Genomic DNA, 18,169 nt, shown 5'->3' with positions numbered 1-18,169 from the left:
CGATCGCCTGTGACGCAGACGATGATAATGGCGGCGTGCGAAGCGGCACCCTTACCGGCGTGATATCTGCAATCTCCTATCACGACATGATGCAACGAAGATGCAACAGGGAAGCGCCGATCGCGCTCTCGCGTACGCTTTTGCTCCTCGAGCCACCTGTCGCAACTTGTCCCACAACGTCCGGCGATCGCTGAAGACGATGAAGGCGCGCTATGCCACGAGAAGAAGGCGGGCGTAGAACGATCGCATTGGTCCGTTTCGTACAAAGTGCGCATCCAACTGCGAGCACAATCTGTCAATATAACCCTGCCAGCGGTGTACGAAATGTTCTGCGCCGCGAGATGCGTGGTGAACTGCGCTCTCGATCAGACGGAGCCGACACATTCCATGTCGCGGGACTTGTCCAATATCAAACTCACACAGGTGTGCGGTGATTGGTGGAGTTTGCTGTCGCCTACCGAATGGCTTCGTGCCAGTGTGTCTGGCGCGGGTTCTAACCCGTCTCAGGCGGCGATGCTAGCGAACGAGCTCCGCCGAACGCAAGATGGCGCAAGAGATCGATCTCGATTGGAGCTGCGGGACCAACGATTGTTGAGGCCGCGGAGAGCGGGTCTATCGCAGGTGGAATGAAAGTATTCGAGAATCGAAATACTGACACCGTTGCTTGATCCACCATGCAATCTTCATCCTAGGGAAGCGAACGTGACGGCATACCGTGGACCTGTCTTTGACATGGCCGTGAAGCAATTCGAGGTCATCGCAGATTATCTATGCATACCGCAGGACGCGAGAGCTCGGCTACTGATGCCAAAGCGCGCGGTCACGGTCTCTTGTCCGATTCATCGTGATGACGGCACGATGGCGGTCTTCGAGGGCTATCGCGTGCAGCATCACCTAACGCTTGGCCCAACGAAAGGTGGTACGCGCTTCGCTGCAAGCGTTGATCTCGGCGAAGTTGCGGCACTCGCCATCTGGATGAGCTGGAAGTGCGCACTGGTCGGATTGCCCTATGGTGGCGCGAAGGGAGGAATCAACGTCGATCCCTCAAGCTTGTCCAAGCGCGAACTTGAGGTGCTTTCGCGTCGCTATATGCAGGAGATGATTCCGTTCGTTGGACCGCATACAGATGTGATGGCGCCCGACATGGGAACCAACGAGCAGATCATGGCCTGGTTCATGGACACCTACTCTATGTATCAAGGGCAAACAGTCACGGAAATCGTGACGGGAAAGCCCGTCAGCGCCGGCGGAACATTGGGACGTCGTGAAGCCACAGGCAGAGGCGTCGCTCATTTGGTTCATCGTGCCGCAGATGAGCTTAAGATCCGTCTCAGTGGTGCAACCGCGGTCGTACAGGGGTTCGGAAATGTCGGTTCGATCGCCGCGCTCGAACTGCACAATATGGGTGTGAAAGTGATTGCGGTAAGCGATCACACCGGCGCGCTATATCGGCCCGCGGGCCTCGACATTCCCCAGTTGGTCAGGCATGCAGCCTCGCGAGGGAGCCTGAACGGCTACTCCAGCGAACTTGCTTTGGACTCAATGGAGATGCTGACGTTGCAGTGCGATGTGCTTGTTCCAGCCGCCGTGGAACGGGTCATCAACGGCAAAATTGCCGGTAACCTGCGTTGCCGGATACTTGCTGAAGGAGCGAATGGTCCGACCACGCCAGAGGCCGATCGAGTTCTCGAGAAGCGTCAGAAGGAGATCTTTGTGATCCCGGATATTTTGTGCAACTCAGGAGGTGTGGTGGTCAGCTACTTCGAATGGGTGCAGGACCTTCAGCGATTGTTCTGGGAGGAGGAAGAGGTGATGCGGCGAGAGTACCAAGTGCTCGATCGCGCGTTTGAGCGCGTATTGTCGCGAAGCAGGCGAGACAAGATTTTCAACCGGAGCGCCGCTATGGCAATTGGTGTGGAGCGGGTCCGTGGTGCAAAGGACACGCGTGGACTGTTTCCGTAGCGATATCCGAGCACCGAATTGACTGAGCGCGACGCAGCCGCGAGAGACTCTCAAGTGGAACGGCCAGCGACCGTGCTCGCGTGTCGTTTGGCGACCGCGATGACGGCAGGCATGTGTCGAGCGGTTACGACCGCACCAGGGCGGAGCACGGTCGCCCCGGCGCTCTGCTCCTTCAGTCCATTTGGCGGTGCGTCGGGACACAGTCAGAGCCATATTATGCTGATGCAATGTCTGGCGCATCCGTACGATACGCATGATGAATGGGTCCAGATGCGGCACGGCTCAACCCGAGTTGCCGTCGGCGACGCTTCCGCCGCCGCACGCGCTGGCTCAGGCTTCTGTTGCGGCAAATCCTGTCTCGTCCCGCCGCCGCGTCCTTAGTCGTTGCTCCGGCCTGAAATCAGGGGCTTTCGCCGACGATTGCCCAGGCGCAACCGAGGGTTGAGGTGCCGGTGCTTGTCGGAGTCGAGGAGCGCGCTCGTCGCACCAACAGAGTCCAGAACGCCTCTCAGCCAGCCTGCCGTCATCCGAGACGGCAGACCCAGCAGCGGGGGCTCACCCTTCTCCTCGCGTTAGTCAGCTTCTCGAAAGCCAACCTTCCTAGCATTCGAACCTGGTCTCTAGGTGTCGATGCCGTCCATGACTGAACTGGTCACAAACCTTGGGGTACCCGCTGGGCGGATCGGCGAGAAGCTTAGTTCTCATAACAGCGAGGAGGGCAATATGGATTCCAATCGGATAAGCGGTACCGGCTCGCCAGCGGCGCCAACGCGGTATATTGGCGCACAGGAGGATCATAGTCTTCTATTTGGGCAGGCTCTGAATGAAGCCAGGTCATCGTCTGCCACGCCTGGAAAGGCTCCGATCTGGAGTTCGAGCGCTCCATACGGGAACTTCTCACGCGATGGCTACGCTTGGAACAACGACGTATGGGGCGCGGGCGCCGGACCTCAGACGATTTCTGTGCGTGCGGTCAACCAGTGGGGCGTGTGGTCGAACCAGCCTAATACCGGGGGAATCAAGAGCTATCCGCACCAGGCTTTCAATGTCGGGAAGCCGCTGAGTTCAATCAACACGCTACGCTCGAGCTTCAATCAGGGTGTTCCTGCCGGCGGCGCCTGGGACGTTGCCTACGATATCTGGGACAGCTCAAACCAGTATGAGATAATGCTATGGACAAACTACACCGGAAACTCGGACGGCGGCGGCAACGTAAAGCCCATTTCATATCATTACTCTCCTTCGCGGGCGGCGATCCCGGTCTATCGAAATATCGATGCAGGCGGGGCGACTTGGAACGTGTTTGAAGGCTTCAATGGTCACAAGGTCATCTCACTCCTTCGCACTTCGAAGACCAACAGTGGGACAGTGGACATCAAGAGTATCCTGGAGTGGATCAAGTCGAAGGGCTACTTTGGCGACATAAACGTCGGTAGCGTCCAATACGGCGTCGAGATCACCTCGTCCCCAGGCGGAATGAACTTCAATTTCAACGACTGGACCGTGACCTCAAAATGAGGATCCACGGGCCGTGAGGTGACCTGCGCTTATCCAGTCGTGACCATGCGCCGTGGCCTGCCTCGTTCTGGCTGCGGGGATCGATGCTCGCCCTTTGACTTGCCGGAGGGGTCTCCACACCGCACCCCATGCCCTCGGGCAATGCGATTTCCGTTCTTTGGCGCGAAGCCGGATTGGAGGGATCGCCGGAGTTACCTTCAACTGGCTTAACGTTTTGGCATACCGCCAAAATGAAGCCGAGCAACTCGCTTGCCACCGCCGCAACTGCAGTTGTCTTGGCGTGCCTTCCATGCGAGGTCTTTGATAATTTGCTGCGCGTCCGCTCAACGGGTCAAGAGACACTGACCAACGCTGGCTCTGCTGTGACGACGCCACGCAGCATCCAGCAAGCTCTCAGACGGCAACGGCTCTAGCTCGTCGCAGAGCCGTTGGCGCCAGTGGCTCAGGTCCGAGCGCACCTGCGGGAACCCGTGCTGAAAGAACGTATGCTTCCGACCCCATGTCGACCAGCAACTCCCTTGCTTAGGCCGGGCCACATCGCGTCGTGAGCAAGGCCCGGCAATGCACAACTGGATCGTCCCAAGCCTGCGAGACTATGCTGTGAGTGTCTTCGGCAGGGTTTATCGCTCCCGCTGCGTGCCGTTCGATCGATCACCATTTCTGCCACGCCGTCACTTGCACATCGCTCTTGAGCGGGCCGAAGGGTCTCCATGGCCCGGCCCGCGTTATTTGATCCGCTGATGAAAGTCGAGCGCCAAGCGGCCGCAGCAGTATCGATCCATTTGCGGCGTTGGGCTTCGTGTGAACCTGTGCCGGCTCTAATCGGGAGCGGGAGCGCGGCCGCACGTGCACTGACTCTCGACTGATCGTTGCTGCAGGACCACCTGCTTGGCGGCCCTTGAGAAGCGGCAAGCGTATTCTTTAGTTCTGACGATGGAGAAATTGATGGACGCAGGACAGGCACAGCGGAGTGCAGGTTCTTCCCCGAACACGTTTGAAGAGGGGCCGCAGGAAAGTTACCTCGGCGGCTCCACCCGAGCCGTGGCGGATTGGGTCGAAGCCTTGACGGGGTATCAGACCTCCGCCTCCTCGCGCGAGCGAATCCTGAGAGACTGGGCTGGCGAGGAGGGGCTGGGCGAAGCCGAGGATCGGCAACGGGGGGTTTCACGAATTAGGGCTTCAAACAACATCGGCTCGCGTTCGGTGGATTTGTCATCCCTGTCCCTGACCGCTTTGCCCGCCGCCCTGCCGCGAAGGTTGCTGCAACTTCGCGCCACCCACAACGAGCTGAGCAGCCTGCCCGCTGGATTCCCGCCCGGTCTCCGACAACTTCTCATCAGCCACAACCGTTTGACCAGTTTGCCGGACACCCTTCCGGCGAGCCTCGTTGAGCTGGACGTGAGCGATAACATGTTGGGCAGTCTGCCGGCCACTCTGCCGGCTCAGCTCGAAATCCTGAGCGCAAATAACAACCAGCTAAGTAGCCTGCCCGCCTCTCTTCCGAGCACACTCTCCTCGCTCGCGATTAGCGGCAATCAGCTGACCGACCTGCCGTCCCTCCCATCGGGGCTCATCGAGCTCGACGTCAGCGGCAATCAATTGACCGACCTTCCCGAACCCCTTCCGAGCTGGCTTCAATCGCTCAATCTCAGCGGTAACCGCCTGACCAGCCTGCCTGAGGGGCTTCTTGAGGGCCTTCTACTTAGTTACCCGCATTTGGCGAACCTCGAGTTCGGGGATAACCCACTGCCGGCCGCCGTCCTCGCTCATCTGGCGGCTGAGGCGTTACCGCGGCTTGCGCAGCCGTCTCTGGACGAGGCGGCCGCGAACTGGCTCGGGGACGACCCGGCGGCACTGGCCGAATGGCAGCACTTTGCGGATGAGCCAGGCGCCCAGGACTACGCACGGTTTCTAGAGAGGCTACGAGGAACCGTGAACTACCGCAATGACGCATTTCGGCAGGCAGTGGCTGATGATCTGCGGCAGGCGACGACCAATCCGAGATTGCGCGAGCTGTTTTTCGCACAGGCTTCCGAGGCCAATGAGAGCTGCGAGGATCGTGTTACTTTGCACTGGAACGGTATGCGGACCGCGCGCCTTAACGCTGACGTCGAGGCCGGGGTATATGACGATCGGCTTGCCGAACTGATCCAACATGGCCGTGTTGCGTTCCGCTTGGAGGCGCTGGACCGGATCGCGCGCGACAGGGTCAACTCCGACCCGAGCATAGACGACGTCGAAGTCTACCTGGCCTATCAACATCTGCTGCGCACCCCGCTCGAGCTCAGTCACGTCGCCCCTGACATGCGCTTCCTGGGGGTCTCTCACGTAACTCCGGATGATGCTGCGCGGGCGCTGGACTTGATTCGAGAGCAGGAAGCGAACCAATTCACCGACTACATGGCAACCCGCTGGTAACCGTGGGAGACGGTGCTAGAGCGTATCGCTCCGGACGAACATGCGGCGATGCCAGACCGGCTCGTCGAAGCCATGGGCGAGGAGTTTCAAAACCGCCTGGATCAGCGACTGGCCGAGCATAACCTGCTCGGCGACCTGGATGCCGAGCGGGTGCTCGGAGCCCAAGTCCGAAACGAAATCGCCGGCGAGATCAAACGCGAGGTCATGCACCGTGTGCTCGCAGACCGTGGCCTCGAACTATGAGACTTCCCAAGATTCTCGGAGAAATATTTGGGTGCACTGTGGCGCCGCCGAAAGATCGATCGTGCTTGACATCATCTTCGAACTTCCGCCGACGATTGCTTCCTGCCGTTTCGTTGACCGGATAAATCCGGAAAGGCCGTCAACGCGGAAGCGTGCTGCCGTTAGCAGGCCTACCTGTCAATTAGCTGACGAGCGTCGCTGCAGAACACCCGGTTGGCTCGACTATGGCCATCAGCGACCGAAGCGGGTCCACGTTGCGGGTGAGCCGGTCAAGCTTCGCAATGAGCAGTTTGGCGCCGATTGCCTTGGCATGTGAGAGGGCCACCGCGAACTTGGGCGGTCGAAGCGCCTGCCGCTCCCGGGTTCCACGTACCCGGTCGAAAGCGTCCACTTATAGCGCGACAATCTGGATGGGAAGCGCGCGAGCAGGGGCTTGCGCAGATTTGGAGCAGCTCCCTCTTCGCGTATCGTCCTGGATGATGCCAATAGTCGGCTGACCGTCCCGGTGGCGAGCGTATCAAGCGCGTCGGCGCCTTGACTGCGTCAAGCGGGCGGACGTTCTGGCCCAAGGCAATAGTGCAGCAAGCTGTTGCACAAATTCGCCATTCGACACGCCTCAGCGAAGGCGCTCATGTCTTTAACGTTTCGGGCAGACAGCCTGGTCAAACGAGGCCGAAGTCGTCTTCGGCCGGCCTCCCTCGCTCCCCTTGCCATCTGGGATGTCAGACATACTGCACCAATTTGAGGTAATCGTCCGTGAGGACTGGTGAGCGGATGGAAGAAGCCGCGTCGTGAAGGAAGGTATTCAGAGTCCGGCGAGCGCGAATGCGGTCTTCGAAAGATAGCCGCTTCGGCGCGCGAGTACGGAGAATCGCTAATTCGGAACTGACCAGGTCCGCTGCGGCCGCCGAACAATCTGAGGCCGAGAAGCAACCGGCAGACATGACAGCTTGTGCCAGTCCGAGTGTGGTGAGCCAACCCGCATAGACGAGTACGGCGCCGTCTGTCTCATTGAGCCCAGACAGATCCTCAATTGCAGCAGCGTGGACTTGTGCCGCACCGAGAGACCGAAAGAGAGCGGCTATTTCGTCACGTGTGGCTCGAGAGAGAAGGCAGCGGCCGAGATGTGATAGCAGCGTCTCGGTCGGACCTTCGAAGATGCGGAGAATGCGTGCGTCTCGATAGATCTTAGCGACAGGCGTTCCCTCATCGTAACCACGTCCGCCCAGCAGTTGGACGCATTGATCAGCGACGAGGCCGCACCACTCTGACGACAAAACCTTCGTTGCTGACGCAAGGTGGACGTTGGGTGCGCCCTGCGTTGAGACAAGTCGGCAGGATGCAGCCAGCATTGCCTTCACGATTTCCCGCCGCAGTACCATCTGTCCAAATAACTGCTCGATATAGCTGTTCTCGAGCATGCGCAGCTTGCCTAGTCGACGATGGCTTGCATATGAGGCTGCGACCTGGATGGCGCGTTCAAGCGCTCCAAGGCCCATGGCTGCCACACCGATGCGCCCGCGGTTCATACTGGATGCTGCCGCTCCCCAGCCGTCCTGATCGCGAGAGAGCACGTAAGCACTCGGCAGCTCGACGTCGTGGAACTCCAGGGTATTCTGAATAATTCCGCGTAGACCGAGCGTGCGATGCTCGTGCGTGACCTTTAGGCCAGGAGCCTGCCTATCAACCAATACGCCAACGACCCGGCCTTTCGCATCGGGACCGGAAGCGCGCGCAAAGCAAACGATCCAACGAGCCCAGTCAGCGAGGCCGATCCAAATTTTGCGGCCAGAGACGCGAACTCTATCTTCGTGCATGAAAGCCGAAGCCTCTATATGTCGCGGGGCGGAGCCAGCTCCAGGCTCTGTTAAAGCGAAAGCGCAAAGGTCGCCGCGTGTTGCGCCCCGCATGACCTGCCTCTGTTCAGGGATATGCGGTGCCGCTTCGATGCAGGGCAAGGCCAGGAAGTTATGGATCACGAGGGTAGAGGCAGCCGAGACGTCGAAGGACGCAGTGGCGGAGATGAGGTCGATGGCGTCTTGCAGGGGAAGAGCTAGCCCGCCATGCTCTGTTGGTGTCGTGAGCCCGAATAGCCCATGCTTTGCCAATACGCTGTGCAGGGTCGGAGGGAATGCTCGACGGTCATCCGCGTCTGCGAAATTCAACTGACTGAGGTCATCGATCAAACGGGAATATAGGGCAGTAGGTGCACCAAGTTCAGACGTGCGTTCCTGCGCCTCATCGCATAAGGGATAAGCTTGAGTGTACATAGCCATAAGAGCAGAATGATTGCGTGCGCGCTTCGTGCCAATCATCCGCGTGGCTAGCTCGTATAGACATTGGTATAGATGGATGCCAGCGTAACGTAAGCAGGCTATCCCGGATCGGGATTTATCGCGAATGCTGCTGGGCTGGCTTCAAGATGCCTCTTGCACGACGAACCCCAGCGTGTTCGCGACCGCGCAGTACCGCACGGTGCGCACCAGGGGCTCGTTGTGCAGACCACCGCCAGGCTGATGGTGTGATCGCCGCGTCAAGGATCTGGGGCAGCTCAAAGACACGGATCAGTTGCCGAAGCTCACTGCAGACGTCAGATTCGGATGTCGGCGAACCAGCCGCCTGAATAACCTCGTCACCTAAGATCCCGTATAGAAACCAGCGAACTGATTGGCGGCCAGCTCAAGTGCAAGATATTTATCGCAACTTCGTGAATCGCTCGACATGCCCAATTGCCATGGAGGCCTGTGGCCACGCGAAGGTTGATTACGTCGAGCCACGTAGTATCAGAGTGATGGCAGAAGGCTGGGAGGATCCGAACTATTGGGCGAGGTGGACGTGCGTACCGTTCCTCACTCGTCAGCTTCTCGAAAGCTCCCCTTGCAAAAATCTAGCCGAAACGACCCAACTCGACCCATGCCGAGATTTCATTGACGTTATGATCTCCTGCGCGAGCAACGACTATTGGAGCAACAACCGGGTGACTTTGACGCACACTATCCGCGGGCGGCGGCCGACGCCATTCCCCCGAGCGCCTCGGCGCGCTGTCAGCGCCGCTTCGAGGTCTGCGCTGATCACCTCATCCTCCGACTTCACCTCGCCCCGAGCTGAAGTGCTGGGTTCTTCACGGACGACCAATGAGGCTGGTCAGCTGATCGACAGCTAAGCCCTCTAGCATACGAACATCTCTATCCAGACAAGGGCCAAGTTTGATGGGCTCACCAAAATCTGGAAGAGAAGGACCTGCCCCCCCCTCAACATACCGAACCGTTCGAGAAACCAGATCCGATCATTTTACAGACATTTGCGCGCGTCTCGATTTCTGACTCGTGACTCGCTCAAATCGGATCAACTTTGTTGGATTGATGTCGATAAGGCTACCAAAGGAAAAATGGAATGGACCCATTTCACAATGTCGACCCATCCGCGGCTCGGACAAATTACGTCGAGTCGCAACAGGAAGAGACAGGGCAAGCAGACTTTGAGCGGCGGCTTAGAGAGCCTCAGCCAATCCTTCGAACATCAGCTTCACCCGGGGCTGGATCGACCCGCACTGTGACGGAAGGCAATGTGAGAGCGCAGTCTATCCAGGAGAACGAGCGGTGCGCAGCTGCATCCTTTGTCAGAACGCGCGCTCAGCTTGCCGCAACGCTGACCTGCGCAAACGTTGCGGAACTCAGAAGAGAAATCGAACTTGCTGCGCAAAGATCAGCACAATGGTCAAGCGCGACCAGGCCGTCAGCCAGCGGCGTCGATAGTGGTCGCGTTTACGACGACGTAGTGGCATCGTCGTACGCGGAGCTGCAGCGCTTTCAAGACCACGCCAGCCATTGCAAGCCACATGTGCTGGACCGTCAAAGCGCGTTGGACCATTTGCGTTCCATGGCGGCTTTGCGTTTCGACGCCGCTCCCTGGAATATTTGGGGAGGCCAACAACTTGATCTGGGTCGCGCAGCGGCAGAGCACATGAGAGGGGACACCAATTCTTCACCTTTTGTATCACTGTCCGAGGACGCTTCACAACTGCTCGTTTCGCCGGACGATGACGACGGGTATGGCGCCAAAGCAATCGCGGAAAACGCGAACGAGTTGCACACTTACACGGTGCCGAGGGTCACCACTTGGACGGCCGAAGAGATCGTCAGGATTCTTGAGGACGGGACTGAGAATGATGAACCCAGTCTAGCATGGGTGAGCGATACCCCAACTGAGGAGCGGGAGGTACTGTTTCTGGGCGGGAATCTGGATGACTATCGGACCGCTAGCGAATCGAATCCATACAGAAAGTCAGAGACAAGAGGCTGAGGTAGAAGATCCAGAGAGGCGATATGTCTTGTTGCGATGCTCGAAAAAATCGGAAGCAGCGTTTGCGGCATCTATGATAGTCCGATCGAAGTGGCGAGCGGTGGAGCTGGCCGCGTACCGCACTTCGACAATCAGAGTTTCCCCCGAAGCCTGTACCGTTTTCAGATTCGCCGCGCTTGTCGTCGGACTGAAGACAGGGTATTTCGCTCGCCAAGATCCCAATATAGCACCGCTATAGTCTGCAGAGCTTCATGCGCGAGTCTGACGGCAATGCCAGCAGAGCAACAACGAGCTTCGCGCGACGGTGACGCAGTCATCATTGCACGAGGTGTCGCAGACCAATCTGACGACGGTCATGCGTGGCGACGACTATGCCGGTTCGCAGATCCTTTTCTCGTTTGAACCGATGGAGGCCGGGCCCCTGCCGCTACACGAGGGCGTCGCAGGCTGGTTGAGCAGGTCTCCAGCATGGCCGTGTCATATTCCGTTTGGGGGCGCTGGACGAAATAGCGCGCTAGTGCGCCAGAGTGTAGCCCTTGGCCGGTCCGAGCCGATCAATGATATCGAGGTCTACCTCGCCTACCAGACCCCGTTGCGCGAGCCATTGGAGCTACGTGCGCTTTCTTACTGTCTCTCACGTCGCCCGAGACGACGTTGCCGGGGCCATGGCGACGGTGCCGGGCGAGGAAGCTAGAGGCTTTGCGGACTATTTGGCTACACGTTGGCATCCTTGGGGCACCGTGCTGAGGCGCATTGCCTCGGATGACCATGCAGAGATGGAAGATCGGCTCATCGCGCGATGGGCGATGAGTTTCAAACTCGCCTGAACCAGCGGCTCGCTGAAGAGGGTCTGACGGGCGACGCCGCTGCCGAGCGGACGCTTGACCTCAAATCGTCAGTGAGATCGCCCGGGAAATCAAAAGCAAGGTCATGCTGCCGGGCGGTTGGGAGGCTTAGTGTCGAACTGTAAAGATCGGCCAGACCCATGATACAGATTGCTGTCATGAGATCGCACCCCTACGCAATGACGGCCCTGCCGAGGTGATCGGCTACGGAGGCATCGTCTATCGGCGATGCCATCGTTACTTAAAGGGTGATGGCGACTGAAAGGTACATGGCTGCGGTACGCCTATGTAAGGCTTCGTACCGCAGTTGTACCTTGGCAGGAGCGCCTCGCCATCCGCTTTGAAGAGGAGCAGCTCCGACCTCATGGGCCGAAGGAACTTAAGGAAGAACGAAAAGCCCCAGCACGTTCTGCGAGCCGTGGAAGCCAAGGTGCTGAGGCCGTCGTAGCCTTATCCAAGAGATGCAAACGGATAGGCGGCGTCATTGTGCATCGCGAAGTCGATTCATCAAACCGGCGGGAATGATTATCTCGCTGGCTTGCCAACCATCCGAAAGCCAAGTCTCGCCGGACGTTTGCCCGTTGGGTTCACGGCGGACACAACCATAGACCCTTCACGCCGAGCGCGACGACACCGTTTGGCTTCTGCCCTGAGATGAACATCCTGAACTTGTAGTCGGGTGGCGCATCGTGGTCGCGATAGCCTTTGTCGAAAACGAGGCGCTCGATGATGTTGCCGATCAGCGCCTCCATGTCCGGATCACGGTTTTGAGCGTGTGGCCGTCATAGGGGTTGCCGGGCAAGGCCTTCACATGGGTGACGAACTGGCCGCCGCAGGCCGGCGATAGCGTCGTGGCGACCGAGACCTTGACGCCGAACTCGTAGGGCCGGTGCACCTTGCCTTGCCGATGCACTCTACCTCCGGCGCGTGCAGCGAGTAGACCTTCGGTCCTCGCTGGCGCTGCTTCTGGTCAAGCACCCCTCGCGCCAGCGCCAGCATGCGGTCGAGCGCGATCTCATGAAGCAAGCCGACGCTGCCTTCGAGCTTGCGGGTGATATCGCGGATGACGCGGCCGAGATAGGTTCGCAGCGTCCTCAAGGCCCGGTTGGCGCGCTTGAACTGCTTGGCGTGGGCATCGCGCTGGTGCTTGATCAGGGCGAACTTGCCCATCGACAAACATAGTATGGTCGGTGAGCCCGCCAGCCACGGTTGAGGCGACGCCCATGGCCCCGCTGGAGCTTGCCGAACGGGTCGCCGCGAACGCGCCGCTGACAAATTTCGCGGTGCTTCAGGCGTTGCCGATGATCGCGGAGGCCAATCCGCAGACCGGGCTTTTGATACAATCCCTGATGGCGACCGTCGCGCAGAGCGACAAGGAAGCCAAGCGGCGCATCCACGCGTTCCTTGATCGCAAGACCGCTAAGGTGAAGCCGACATGAGCGCAAAGCCTGATAGGCCTTCGCCGCTCGCCGGCGCGCATTTGCTTCGTCCGATCTCGTTCGGCAATCCCGAGATGACGGTCGAGCGTCGCGCCGACGGCACGATCTACCTTCGTCCGAGTCCTACATTCGCAAAGCCGAAACCGGAACGCTCGTGGTCTATGCCGACAAGATCATTCGCAAAGAGACGAATTCCGAGACCGGCGACGAAGCCGAACGGGCGATTCCTTTCATGAAGGGCTACACGGTCTTTAACGCTGAGCAAATCTACCAAGGGATGTGCAGGGTAGGTTCTGAACGTCGGTCGCTCTGAGGTTGGCAGTGCCGCTATTCGAATTTTAGTTCTATGGGCATCGCCGCAGTCGCGTTGGCCGGCGGCGGCGGAGCAATCGCTGCCCCCCCCATAGCTGGTAGTTTGTACCTGCCGCTGAATAGTTAAGATACTAGGAAGACCGTTCAATGATCAAGCGACGGTCACGCCGAGCTATCCCGCCCGAGCGCGCAATGCATTCGCGAAGGAAGCCTCTTGTCTTCGTGATCAATTGAGGGAGCGCTGATGATGCAAGTCACCGCTTTGGCTACTTCCGACGCGTGCGCGACGAACCGGGGCGATGCGCAGTTGTCCGATCGACCCGTAGCGATTCGGCATCTTGCCGTCATCCTCGACGGCAACCGGCGGTGGGCGGAACGACTCGGCCTGCAGTCGATCGAAGGCTACCGGGCAGGGGGACGCAACGTTCATGCCCTGTTATCGTGGTGCAGCGAGGCCGGCATTCCGATAGTCACTCTATGGCCGCTGTCCGCAGAAAACCTCACTCGCGATCCGGAAGAACTGCACGCACTGCTGACCGTCATCGCCGATGTTTTTGAGGAACTTGCATGCAGCCACCTCTGGCACCTGCGCGCGATCGGCGACCTGTCCCGTCTTCCGCCCGATGCGGAGCGCCGCATTCGCAACGCCGAGTGCCATACTGCAGGCATTGCCGGGCTCGACGTGAACATCGCCGTCGCATACAGCGGCCGCCTCGAATTGCTGCATGCCATCAGGACGCTGATCGCGGACCACCTCACGGCCGGCACCGTGGACACGCTGCAAACTGACCTGGGTCCTGAATCGATCGCGAGCCGGCTCTATACGGCAGGGCAATCCGATCCGGATCTCGTCATCCGGACGTCCGGAGAGCAGCGGCTGTCGAACTTTATGCTTTGGCAGTGTGCGTTCTCCGAGTTTCATTTTACGCCGGTCTGTTGGCCTGATTTCAGCCGCGCGGATTTCGAGGAGGCGCTCACGGTCTATCGGTTGCGGCATCGCAGATTCGGGCAATGACGTCTCCCTATCCCGAAGGATGGTTCGCGATCCTGGCCAGCGACAAGATCCGGCCGGGCGAAGTCGCCGCCGCGGGTCTGATGAACGAGGACGCATGCTCTATCGTACAGACGCGCGGGTATATGTGACGTAGTGTCTGCACCTCGACACGCATTTGGGCTACGGCGGTTGCGTCGACGGCGAAGATCACCTCGTCTCCCTGTTCCACGCATTCGCATACGACAAGCAAGGCGCATGCGCACGCACGGGGCGCGGCGACCGGCCGCGGCGCGTCTCGCTCGGGCACCGCCGGCCCGCGCACGAAGTCAACGGCCTGCTGTACATGTGGCATCGCCATACGGGCTCGCCGCCGGCGTAGAAGCGACAGAATCGACAGTAACGATACGTCCCGGAGATCGCATATGAATCAATCGGCACATCCGAGCAATCCCGAAAGCAGGCTCCTCCCCAACAGCACACTGCTCGGCAGCAAGCTGCGTCTTCCAGCGTTTTACTATCCGTTTCCGGAGGAGCGCGATCCGAATACCGACGCCGTGGAAGCGGAAGTCGTGGAATGGGCGGTCCGCTATGCGCTCGTCGGGCGCGGCGGCAAGGGTGAAGCCATGCTGCGCAGCCTCGGCCCAGCCGACGTATGCGGCCGGATGTATCATTGCAGGAACCGCGAAGCATTCCTGGCTGCATCGATCTGGAGTGCGTGGATGTTCCTGGTGGACGAGCACTTCTGCGAGACCGGCGCGTATCACGGTTCGCCGGGCCGACTTGCACAATTCCACCTCTGGCTAAGGGCGATCTTGACCGATCCGGGCGGATACGACTGGCGGTCGATGTACCGGGAGATTGTCCGCGGCCTTCCGGCTGAATATGCCGAACTTTGCATCAGGACGGGAGAGGCGACCACCGACATGGCGCAACGCATCGAGAAGGTGAGCAGCCCGATGCAATACGTGCGCTGGATGGAAAGTATGACGTGCTATTTTCTCAGCACCATCTGGCAGCTGGGACTCGACATGAGCGGGCCGCCGCCAAGTGTGCAGGAGTATTTGCTCGGCCGGGCCAGCTTTTCCGGCGCGCCACCTACCTGCGCGCTGGCCGATATCGTCGCCGGATACGAGGTGCCGGCCAACGAGCACCAGCGCGTCGAGGTCAGACGGCTACAGACTCTCGTGGGTATCGTCCTCAGTCTATGCAACGACGTCATGTCGTTCCCCCGCGAAATCGGCGTAATCTGGAATCTGCCGAACATCCTGATCGCACAGGGCATGTCGCAACAGGAAGCTATTACGAATACGGTGCGCATTCACAATGATGTGGTCCGCGAGTATCTAGACCTGGAGGCGCGGATCACGCCTTGGTCGGGTGCCGAGCTTCGGCGTTTCCTCCACGACATGGGCACGCTGATGCGTGGTCACTACGACTGGGCACGCCAGCAGAAGCGTTATGCCGCGACTGACAACTATTTCTTCGATGCTCCGGTCGAACCAGACGAATTTCGGGCCGCCTGAACAGGCCAGCGCACGGGCGGTCGGACGTCAAAGATAATTGAGCAGGGACGGCATTGTCTGACTGCCCGGTTCAACCTGACTATTGATACGGGCGGCGACGTCACGCCGCCATCATGTCAAACTCGACATGCACGCGGTCATAGGGGAATTCCACACCCCCACTTTCGGTGCGCTCCAAAATCCCCGCAGCAGGGTCACGTCAGAGTGGAACCCCCTTGAAGTCACGATCGACCCGACGTGCGACTTCCCGGATCGTCAGGGGGCCGGTTCCGGTCATAACGCGCACAATTTCCATGCGTTTGGGCGCAAGCACTCGCCAACGATCGCTGACGCTCTCGAACGAAATTCGGTCGTCGCCGGCTTTACGCTGCCCGTGCGCACTCGCCAGGATGCGGCGCATCACGTCGCTTTGTGTCTCGACGCTCAGGATAACCGTCCGCATGCTCTATCTCCGTTTATTCACGTCGCGCGAAAAATCCGCCAGCAGCCGCTCCAGCCCACGAAACGCATATGGGCTTTCCTTGCCATCCAGATGGCGATGATCGCCCTTGCCGCGTTCATTGTCGTAACGCACGCGTCAGACGCCGTTCACCACATAGGCGAGCTGAACTGAAGCGCTCATTCACGATGTTCCAGTCGATCAGCGCTGCCGACCGCACCCGCGGATGACCCATGTCGATGATCTGATCAAGCGGCGGAAGCAACAAGTCTTTCTGGCGATCATCCCGCGGCTTGCTCATCGCAATTCGCAATGTCGACGACGCCGTCAGGGAATCACGAATCGCCCAAAAGCAAAACCAAAAACGCAAGAAAGCGAGGTCCAATATCCCCCTTTCCTACAAAATTGAATGCTACATCAAGACCAATTCTGCTTATTTCTCAGATCAATCCGCATTCTTCACGGACGACTCATTGCTTGAAGAAAATCCAGTCCTTGCGACTGTACCGAGCGGCGAGGATTCGCGCGGGCGCGCGGCGCTTGTCGCCAACAAGGCCCGCGCGGTGCACTTCGAGCCAGGCATCCGCAACACACCGCGAATAGCCTAAGCTCACATCACTAAGGCGCCGCGCGACCGCGAGAATTGCCACCCAACCCCGGCAAGGCTACGAACGATTCGAGTTGCAATGAAAACCCTCGGCGGCAAGAACCGGCGCGCCGCCGCCTCAGCTCGGAAAGACAAAATGGGCATTGGCGCTTGCAGTCAATGCGCTACAAGATCGGCCGCCCTCAACAACTATATCGCGGCGATGGCAAGTTCTAGCCGGGAATGTAGTCCTGTTCCCTGCCAGCATGCCACCGTGCTCGAGTCGGTCGAAGCCGTGTGGTGCGGCCTGCAGCGCAGCCGAACAAAAGAATGGAATTGCAGCGATCTCCCCAGTCGCCATCTTGGACATGAAGAAATTGCTTGTCCATCTCATCACGGAAGGTGACGTAGGGCCGTTGGCAGCACACGTCGGGCCTCGAACCAATGCAACTCACTGGTCCGGTGCGGACGACATAGTCGGGGTTAACACGTGATGTTCGATGCTCCGAGAAATGCGTCGGCCATTTCGGAGCGGAGCGAGAGGCAGACCATAAGCAGCGTCGCTCGTTCTGCGCGACTTAAGATCAAGGCGGCCGCGATGTCCGAGCTTATCCATGCCGTAGATGGACCCAATCAAGAAAATCAATTTTACCACTTGTGGCGTAGTCATATAGTCCTTGAAGGACGGCTGGGGCCAACCTAGGGAAGCGACTCTCGAATGAAAAGATTCGTGTTTGTGACTGCGAGCGCCCTCGCGCTTGGAACGGCGGCGGTGCCGACTTTTGCTGCGAAGGTTGCCGCGCAACGGGTCACCACCACGGTGCAGGTAGCCGATACGTCATATCCTCAATGCGCGGATGACCCGTTGGACGGTATCTGCGATCTCTTCTTTTGTTTGACCGATCCGTCGTGCGTGCAGCATTAATAACAGAAAACAAACCAAGCAGAGAATAGGATGGAGGTCTCGTGCACCGGCCGCTCGCGGGGACAGCGGCCGCGTCCTCTTCGCGTACGAGGGTGCGCTGCTAGATGGTACAAGGTGCGCCATCTTCAGTGTCTTCTCAGATGACAATTCCGCCCGACTAAGCCCACAACATAAGAGACAGCAAAGTTTGCGGATACTGCCGTTACTTGGGCATGTTGGTACTCGCCCGGCACTGCGGTCGGGCTGGCCGAGAGCGTAGGTGTGCGTAAGGACCCCTAACGTCCGGACCGTTTCCCGCGCTGGCCATTCCGATCGAGAGCGCCCGGCCTTCCCAACGATACTCGATTGTGCGCTCAATAATCATATTTAAACACCATCGAGATCGCGCGCGCTCTTGAGCGGGCTTTGCTGTGACACCGGAGGTCGGAGGCCAATGGTGCTTTCAGAAAAGGAATGGACAGCGTGAAAAGGGATTGGGCAGGCGTCACGCCCCGTACGGGCTGACTACATCAAGCGGGATCTCATCGAGCCCCGCTGGATTGGCTCCCGGCCGTAGCGCGAAGCACTGAATATGCGCCTCGCCGGGCAGGATGCCTCCCGGTATCAGACCGGGTGCTCGCCGACTCGCAAGATGAGCCGGAACCTCCTGTCGCTTGCAATTGC

13 protein-coding genes and 3 pseudogenes are annotated in these 18,169 nt (G+C 59.2%); 11 read left to right on the top strand and 5 right to left on the bottom strand.

The genetic code is table 11. The features are described 5' to 3' along the window. The first annotated feature begins 702 nt into the window (after window positions 1-702). From MTX19_RS29495 to MTX19_RS29485, 3 genes and pseudogenes are all read left to right on the top strand, one after another. Window positions 703-1,962 carry a Glu/Leu/Phe/Val dehydrogenase gene (locus MTX19_RS29495; RefSeq protein ID WP_280973050.1) on the top strand — a complete coding sequence of 420 codons (1,260 nt, stop codon included), beginning with the start codon at window positions 703-705 and terminating at the stop codon, window positions 1,960-1,962. Window positions 1,963-2,601: 639 nt separating this feature from the next. Continuing rightward, window positions 2,602-3,480, top strand: a complete 879-nt coding sequence (locus MTX19_RS29490; protein ID WP_280980481.1) for a glycosyl hydrolase — start codon at window positions 2,602-2,604, stop codon at window positions 3,478-3,480. Between the two features lie 945 nt (window positions 3,481-4,425). After that, a pseudogene (locus MTX19_RS29485) lies at window positions 4,426-6,141 on the top strand (NEL-type E3 ubiquitin ligase domain-containing protein). A gap of 722 nt (window positions 6,142-6,863) precedes the next feature. Here the strand turns inward: MTX19_RS29485 and MTX19_RS29480 are convergent. After that, window positions 6,864-8,456, bottom strand: coding sequence for an acyl-CoA dehydrogenase family protein (locus tag MTX19_RS29480; protein WP_280973047.1), 1,593 nt, complete (start codon window positions 8,454-8,456; stop codon window positions 6,864-6,866). A 1,252-nt stretch (window positions 8,457-9,708) separates the two neighbouring features. Here MTX19_RS29480 and MTX19_RS29475 point away from each other — a divergent pair. Both MTX19_RS29475 and MTX19_RS39340 read left to right on the top strand, forming a co-directional pair. Then, entirely contained in the window at window positions 9,709-10,443 is a 735-nt protein-coding gene (locus tag MTX19_RS29475) for a hypothetical protein (RefSeq protein WP_280985592.1), read from the top strand. Between the two features lie 557 nt (window positions 10,444-11,000). Then, a complete protein-coding gene (locus tag MTX19_RS39340) occupies window positions 11,001-11,270 on the top strand; it encodes an NEL-type E3 ubiquitin ligase domain-containing protein (protein ID WP_348637515.1) in 270 nt (89 codons plus the stop codon). A 659-nt stretch (window positions 11,271-11,929) separates the two neighbouring features. Here MTX19_RS39340 and MTX19_RS29465 read toward each other — a convergent pair. Further along, window positions 11,930-12,464: pseudogene (locus tag MTX19_RS29465) on the bottom strand (IS5/IS1182 family transposase); the annotation flags it as partial. A 56-nt stretch (window positions 12,465-12,520) separates the two neighbouring features. Between MTX19_RS29465 and MTX19_RS29460 the strand changes: the two are divergent. The 4 genes and pseudogenes from MTX19_RS29460 to MTX19_RS29445 form a co-directional block, all read left to right on the top strand. Next, window positions 12,521-12,727 (top strand): annotated as a pseudogene (locus MTX19_RS29460) (enoyl-CoA hydratase); the annotation flags it as partial. A gap of 127 nt (window positions 12,728-12,854) precedes the next feature. Then, window positions 12,855-13,040 carry an ArdC-like ssDNA-binding domain-containing protein gene (locus tag MTX19_RS29455; protein WP_348638325.1) on the top strand — a complete coding sequence of 62 codons (186 nt, stop codon included), beginning with the start codon at window positions 12,855-12,857 and terminating at the stop codon, window positions 13,038-13,040. Window positions 13,041-13,283: 243 nt separating this feature from the next. Continuing rightward, window positions 13,284-14,054: a polyprenyl diphosphate synthase gene (gene uppS / locus MTX19_RS29450; RefSeq protein WP_280973044.1), complete on the top strand. Its 771-nt coding sequence runs from the start codon at window positions 13,284-13,286 to the stop codon at window positions 14,052-14,054. A gap of 401 nt (window positions 14,055-14,455) precedes the next feature. Further along, a complete protein-coding gene (locus MTX19_RS29445) occupies window positions 14,456-15,556 on the top strand; it encodes a hypothetical protein (RefSeq protein WP_280973042.1) in 1,101 nt (366 codons plus the stop codon). A gap of 199 nt (window positions 15,557-15,755) precedes the next feature. Here MTX19_RS29445 and MTX19_RS29440 read toward each other — a convergent pair whose 3' ends face one another. The 3 genes from MTX19_RS29440 to MTX19_RS29430 are packed head-to-tail and all read right to left on the bottom strand — an operon-like array spanning window position 15,756 to window position 16,296. Further along, entirely contained in the window at window positions 15,756-15,998 is a 243-nt protein-coding gene (locus MTX19_RS29440; protein ID WP_280980479.1) for a hypothetical protein, read from the bottom strand. A gap of 3 nt (window positions 15,999-16,001) precedes the next feature. Continuing rightward, window positions 16,002-16,130, bottom strand: coding sequence for a DUF6516 family protein (locus MTX19_RS29435; protein ID WP_280973040.1), 129 nt, complete (start codon window positions 16,128-16,130; stop codon window positions 16,002-16,004). After that, the gene (locus tag MTX19_RS29430) at window positions 16,114-16,296 is read right to left on the bottom strand and encodes a hypothetical protein (protein WP_280985009.1); all 183 of its coding nucleotides are present in this window, start codon (window positions 16,294-16,296) and stop codon (window positions 16,114-16,116) included. The genes MTX19_RS29435 and MTX19_RS29430 overlap by 17 nt, the downstream gene beginning before the upstream one ends. Between MTX19_RS29430 and MTX19_RS29425 the strand changes: the two genes are divergently transcribed. Further along, window positions 16,289-16,603: a hypothetical protein gene (locus tag MTX19_RS29425; protein ID WP_280973039.1), complete on the top strand. Its 315-nt coding sequence runs from the start codon at window positions 16,289-16,291 to the stop codon at window positions 16,601-16,603. The genes MTX19_RS29430 and MTX19_RS29425 overlap by 8 nt on opposite strands. Window positions 16,604-17,299: 696 nt before the next feature. Further along, window positions 17,300-17,506, top strand: coding sequence for a hypothetical protein (locus tag MTX19_RS29420; protein ID WP_280973038.1), 207 nt, complete (start codon window positions 17,300-17,302; stop codon window positions 17,504-17,506). Window positions 17,507-18,169: the final 663 nt, after the last annotated feature.

The sequence above is a fragment of the Bradyrhizobium sp. ISRA464 genome (assembly GCF_029910095.1).
Classification (GTDB): Bacteria; Pseudomonadota; Alphaproteobacteria; order Rhizobiales; family Xanthobacteraceae; genus Bradyrhizobium.
Note: the sequence above shows the minus strand (reverse complement) of the source record. Positions and strands in the feature narration are given on the sequence as shown.